Here is a 1,836-nt window from a genome sequence, read left to right as displayed (position 1 = left end):
CTGGCGCAGGTAGTCATTGATCTAAGCAACCGACCTCACCTCGAAATGCGCGCTGAATTCCCTGCACAACAGGTCGGAACGTTTGATGTTGAGCTTGTCCATGAATTCCTATGGAAGCTCGCGCTTGAAGCAAGAATGAACCTGCATGTTGTCGTCCACTACGGTAAAAATACTCACCATATGATTGAAGCAGTTTTTAAGGCATTGGGCCGTGCGCTTGATGAAGCGACGACGATTGACCCACGAGTAAAAGGTGTTCCTTCAACGAAAGGGATGCTGTAAATAGTTTCACCAGGGTATAGACCTCGCGTCTAAAGTCTGATGTTACAAGTAGAAAACTTGATCGAATGCGAGAACCTGCATAGGAAAGGAAGTTAAACCATGATTGGCATCGTTGATTACGGCATGGGCAATTTATTCAGCGTCAGCAAAGCGCTAGAGAGACTGAATGCGCCATATTTTATATCACAATACAAGGACGGTTTGCTTGAAGCAGATGCATTGCTGGTCCCTGGAGTAGGCTCATTCCGTGATGCAATGGAAGCCTTGAATCGTACCGGTTTGACAAAAACGATCCGCGATTTCGCAGCTACCGGAAAGCCTGTGCTCGGAATATGCCTCGGCATGCAGCTGTTGTTTGAAGAAAGCACGGAGAATGGACTGACAAAGGGCCTAAGCCTGCTGCCAGGAAAAGTGGAGCGATTCAAAGGAAAGACAGATCAGGGTGAGTCCTATAAAGTTCCGCATATGGGCTGGAACAAGCTTCGTTTTACCGGTGATTCACCATTATTGAGTGGTATCGAAGAGGACTACGTCTACTTTGTGCATTCCTATTATGTAAAAGCAGCTGACACTGAGGTACTTGTTGCGGTTGGTGACTACTATGACGTTGAAGTACCTGCCATCGTAGGCAGTGGGAATATATTCGGCATGCAATTCCATCCAGAAAAAAGCAGTGAAATGGGAATGGGGCTGCTCAGGAATTTTACCGAGCTTGCGGCAGAAAGGAAGGCTAAGCTATGAAATTCACCATCTATCCAGCAATAGACATGCGCGGCGGAAAATGTGTCCGTCTTTTGCAGGGAGACTATGATAAGGAAACAGTATATGGGGACTCTCCTTTCGAAATGGCCAAGAAATTTGCCAGTGAAGGCGCAGAGTGGATCCATATGGTAGACTTGGACGGTGCTAAGGATGGCAAAAGGGTCAACGATGAATTTGTCATCAAGGCAGCACAGGAGCTTGGAGCCAATGTGCAAATTGGCGGCGGCATTCGCACCGAAAACGATATCAATCATTACCTGGAAAATGGCGTTGCCAGAGTCATCATTGGCAGCATCGCTGTTTCGAATCCTGAGTTTGCTGAGGAAATGGTAAAGAAATATGGATCGCGAATAGCCATCGGCCTTGATGCGAAAAATGGCCTTGTTGCTACCCACGGCTGGCTGACTACCTCTGAAGTAACTGCAGTGGATCTTGGAAAAAGATTCGCAGACGCGGGTGCGGAGACGTTTATTTTTACCGATATCGCAACAGATGGAACTCTTGCGGGACCGAATGTGGAAGCAACTCGCCAGCTCGCGTTAGAAACAGGAAAAAGTGTCATCGCTTCAGGCGGTGTCAGCTCGCTGGACGATTTGGAAGCACTGAAGTCTTTGAGAGCAGATGGGGTCAGCGGGGCAATCGTCGGAAAAGCCATTTACGAAGGGCGCTTCGCGGTAAAATCTGCCCTGGAAGTGGGGAGTGAATAATGCTTAGTAAAAGAATCATTCCATGCCTCGATGTAAAAAATGGCCGTGTCGTAAAGGGTATCCAGTTTGTCCAGCTTCGCGACGC

General features: G+C 47.9%; 3 protein-coding genes and 1 pseudogene. All 4 read left to right on the top strand.

Features of this window, described 5'->3' with window-relative positions:
- A pseudogene (locus WB217_RS08920) lies at positions 1 to 282 on the top strand (imidazoleglycerol-phosphate dehydratase); the annotation flags it as partial.
- 99 nt (positions 283 to 381) lie between these two features.
- Complete coding sequence (gene hisH / locus WB217_RS08915) at positions 382 to 1,023, top strand: imidazole glycerol phosphate synthase subunit HisH (protein ID WP_423992649.1); 642 nt, start codon at positions 382 to 384, stop codon at positions 1,021 to 1,023.
- Positions 1,020 to 1,751: a 1-(5-phosphoribosyl)-5-[(5-phosphoribosylamino)methylideneamino]imidazole-4-carboxamide isomerase gene (hisA, locus tag WB217_RS08910; RefSeq protein ID WP_423992647.1), complete on the top strand. Its 732-nt coding sequence runs from the start codon at positions 1,020 to 1,022 to the stop codon at positions 1,749 to 1,751. The genes hisH and hisA overlap by 4 nt, the downstream gene beginning before the upstream one ends.
- Positions 1,751 to 1,836: HisA/HisF-related TIM barrel protein (locus WB217_RS08905; RefSeq protein ID WP_423992651.1), on the top strand; the 86-nt coding region annotated here is incomplete at its 3' end. The genes hisA and WB217_RS08905, both read left to right, overlap by 1 nt.

The sequence above is a fragment of the Mesobacillus sp. genome, assembly GCF_049588175.1.
In the GTDB taxonomy this organism is placed as follows: Bacteria; Bacillota; Bacilli; order Bacillales; family Cytobacillaceae; genus Mesobacillus.
This window is presented reverse-complemented; position numbering and strand designations above follow the sequence as displayed.

Bases quoted from the DNA above. Each gene is read 5' to 3' on its own strand.
- hisA (WP_423992647.1), top strand. From the start codon at position 1,020: ATGAAATTCACCATCTATCCAGCAATAGACATGCGCGGCGGAAAATGT.
- hisH (WP_423992649.1), top strand. From the start codon at position 382: ATGATTGGCATCGTTGATTACGGCATGGGCAATTTATTCAGCGTCAGC.